The sequence below is a fragment of the Acinetobacter sp. YH16052 genome (genome assembly GCF_013417155.1).
GTDB lineage: Bacteria > Pseudomonadota > Gammaproteobacteria > Pseudomonadales > Moraxellaceae > Acinetobacter.
The window spans coordinates 1-3,040 of sequence record NZ_VPEO01000081.1; the positions used below are offsets into that span (position 1 = coordinate 1).

Annotated in this window: 4 protein-coding genes; all 4 read left to right on the plus strand. The window is 33.2% G+C overall.

Annotated elements, in window-relative coordinates:
• Positions 1-322 precede the first annotated feature (322 nt).
• The 4 genes from FTV42_RS15975 (at position 323) to FTV42_RS15990 (ending at position 2,783) form a co-directional block, all read left to right on the plus strand.
• On the plus strand, positions 323-850 hold the full coding sequence (locus FTV42_RS15975; protein WP_000537572.1) for a plasmid pRiA4b ORF-3 family protein: 528 nt from the start codon (positions 323-325) through the stop codon (positions 848-850).
• 105 nt (positions 851-955) lie between these two features.
• The gene (locus FTV42_RS15980; protein WP_180039188.1) at positions 956-1,204 is read left to right on the plus strand and encodes a type II toxin-antitoxin system HicA family toxin; all 249 of its coding nucleotides are present in this window, start codon (positions 956-958) and stop codon (positions 1,202-1,204) included.
• Positions 1,201-1,533 (plus strand): type II toxin-antitoxin system HicB family antitoxin, encoded by a 333-nt coding sequence (locus tag FTV42_RS15985; RefSeq protein WP_004812232.1) that lies wholly within the window; start codon positions 1,201-1,203, stop codon positions 1,531-1,533. The genes FTV42_RS15980 and FTV42_RS15985 overlap by 4 nt, the downstream gene beginning before the upstream one ends.
• A 221-nt stretch (positions 1,534-1,754) precedes the next feature.
• The gene (locus FTV42_RS15990; protein WP_180039189.1) at positions 1,755-2,783 is read left to right on the plus strand and encodes a transposase; all 1,029 of its coding nucleotides are present in this window, start codon (positions 1,755-1,757) and stop codon (positions 2,781-2,783) included.
• Positions 2,784-3,040: the final 257 nt, after the last annotated feature.

Consider the following 3,040-nt stretch of genomic DNA (forward strand, 5'->3'; position numbering starts at 1 on the left):
CCGTTTAAAATCGAAAGGGAGCTTGTAATCAGAGAAAAGGCGAGGGCGAAATTTTGATGATGCTCAATCGCTCGTAGACACTCGCTCGGTTCTTATTATCTAGGTTTTAATTATTTACTGGAGCTAACCAAAGTTGTGAAACATTGCTTAAATAATAGGCGTGGAACGTGAAAAATCCATAAAAAAGCCCAATCGGGTGTGATTGGGCTATAAACTAGAAACTACAGCATTGATTTCTATAGAAAATTATAACACATTTCGTATAAGGTGTATTATGTTAATTTTAGATTTACTAAAACTATTTTTTGAGAACTAGGCTGTTATGGGAACTGTAAAGCTCAAATCTTCTGATGAAGTTTTTCAATTAAAAATTAGTCTGCTAGGTAGTGATCCTGAAATCTGGAGAACTATTCAAATTTCATCGGCAGCTACTTTATCTAGGCTCCATAAGGCAATTCAATCTGCTTTTGATTGGGAAGATAGCCATTTACATGAATTCACGACTATTAAGCATGAAAAGATCAATAAAAGACAAAAATTGAAAGAAGTTCTACGTGTAGGTAAAAAAATTATATATACATATGATTTTGGCGATTGTTGGGAACATTTGATTACTGTAGAAAGCAGACAATCTCCTGATTTAAATAAAAAATATCCATGTTGTATAGATGGTCAAAATCATGCTCCATTTGAAGATATTGGAGGAATTTTTGGATATCTTGATATTTTAGATGCATTACAAGACCCCAAACATCCAAGATATGACGATTACATGCAAATTATCGAGGATGAAATAGGAGAGATAGAGTTTGATCCGACCTACTTTAATTCACATGATATTAAGTTTTAAACCTGATTTAACATAAGGGCTGTTATACGAAATTGCAACTAAATATAGTTGCAATTATTATTTAAAAGTAACTATACTTAGTTGCAATAGCAGTAGGGCTGAAGTATGGATAAAACGGAAAAGTTATTGGAAAAACTTGGAAATTCAAAAAATACATTTCCATATAAAGATTTAGTCGTTTTACTAAGCCAACTCGGTTATGAAAAGTTTGAAATGGCAGGCTCTCGTGTTCGATTTTTTAATGAAAAAACTGAACATATGATTTTACTGCATAGACCACACCCTGAAAATGAAATCAAAGGTGGGGCATTGAAAGCTGTAAAACAGGCACTCAAGCAGGAGGGATTTTTATGAGCTATTTAAAATACAAAGGTTATCTCGGAACAATTGAGCCTGATCTTGAAACAGGTGAGTTATTTGGAAAACTTGCTTTTATTCGTGATCTTATTACCTATGAAGCCGAAACATTAAAAGCCCTTGAGAAAGCTTTTCAGGAATCTGTAGACGGCTATTTAGAATCATGTGCTGAACTAGGAAAATCTCCTGATCAACCATTCAAAGGCACTTTTAATGTCCGTATTAGCCCTGAATTACACCGTAAGGCGGTTTTAGCATCAAGTAATTCTCTAAATGCCTTTGTCAGTGATGCGATTCAAGAAAAGTTAATGCGTTTAGGTGCTTAATTCATTGAAATTGACATAAAAATAGGAAAGGAAGCATACCGCTTCCTTTTTTAATTTCGCATAATAAGAATTATGTTAATTTTAGAAAAAATTAAGAAACACCTAACATTTGTCCTTCTATGGGACTAAATGATGTAGAAGTTAAAAAATCAGAAGCATCTTATATAGGACTTACGCATTGACGGATTCAAAAAAGTATTAAAATACTTTATAAAGTATCTGTGATCAGACGAATTAAACATGCTTCTACAGCAACTTGTACATTACCCATTTATATGGGCTTTCTCATGACAGAACCGAACTCTATTAGCTGCACACAACTTGCCGAGACTTATAATATCTCGCATGATAGTGTAAATCGCTTTCTAGAGCGTGAAGACTACACACCTCACGACCTATATCAAGAATCAATTCAACATATTGATAATAATAAACTTATAGTCAGTATTGATGATACTGTTTTAGATAAACCATATAGTCAACATATGGACTTGGTTAGCTATTTTTGGTCAGGCAAACACCACCGATCCGTCAAGGGTATTAATCTCATTACCTTGTATGCGACAGATCAAAATGGTCAAAATATTCCAATTAATTTCCGAATTTATGACAAATCTGAAAGTAAAACCAAGAATGATTACTTTATGGATATGTTAAGTGAAGTACTCAGTTGGGGTGCAAAGATTCAATTTATTACAGGTGATAGTTGGTATTCATCGACTGGAAATCTAAAAACCATAAGAAAATATGGTATTCGATTTATGTTTGGTATCGACTGTAACCGTAAGGTTTCCCCAGAAAAAGGACAATGGTTTCAACTGCGCTTATTGCCAGATTTCCATCAGGGTCAAGTGATCTGGCTCAAAGATTTTGGCTTTGTACAATTATTTAAGACTCAGTTAAAAGAACAGCAGAGGTTTTATATTGTGCATCAAGATGAAGATGATTTATTGTCCTTTGAGGGTTTTCATGAATTACATTCAAGTCATTGGAAAATAGAGCAATATCACCGGGTGATTAAACAGGTTTGTCATATTGAAAAGTTTCAAGTAAGACGATCTAAACTGATTTTGAATCATATTTTTTCAGCCTTGATGGCCTACGTTGAGATACAAAAGAACCAGTTTGAGCGGATCTTTGAAAATGTATATCGTTGGCAGAAGAAATTATTTAGACCAGTTATCAAAAACTTCATTGATGACTTTATTCTCGATAAAAATCATCTGCTACCACAGAGAATCTATAAATAATAGTGCGTAAGTCCTATTATAGATAAAATATTGTCAATCTTCATAATATTTTGGCTTCGGATCTAGGCATATCGTTTGAGTATTAGAAGCCATTTAAGGCTGTTTTATCTATTCTTTATTCCACTTTTTAAGTGAAATGAGATAGTGTTCGACATGTTTTAAATAGTCATATTTTTTCTTATTAGAACCATAGACTTGAGCTTCTTCTTTTTTTAAAAACTCACAAAAATTTCTAGTCCGTTCTAACAATTCATCTC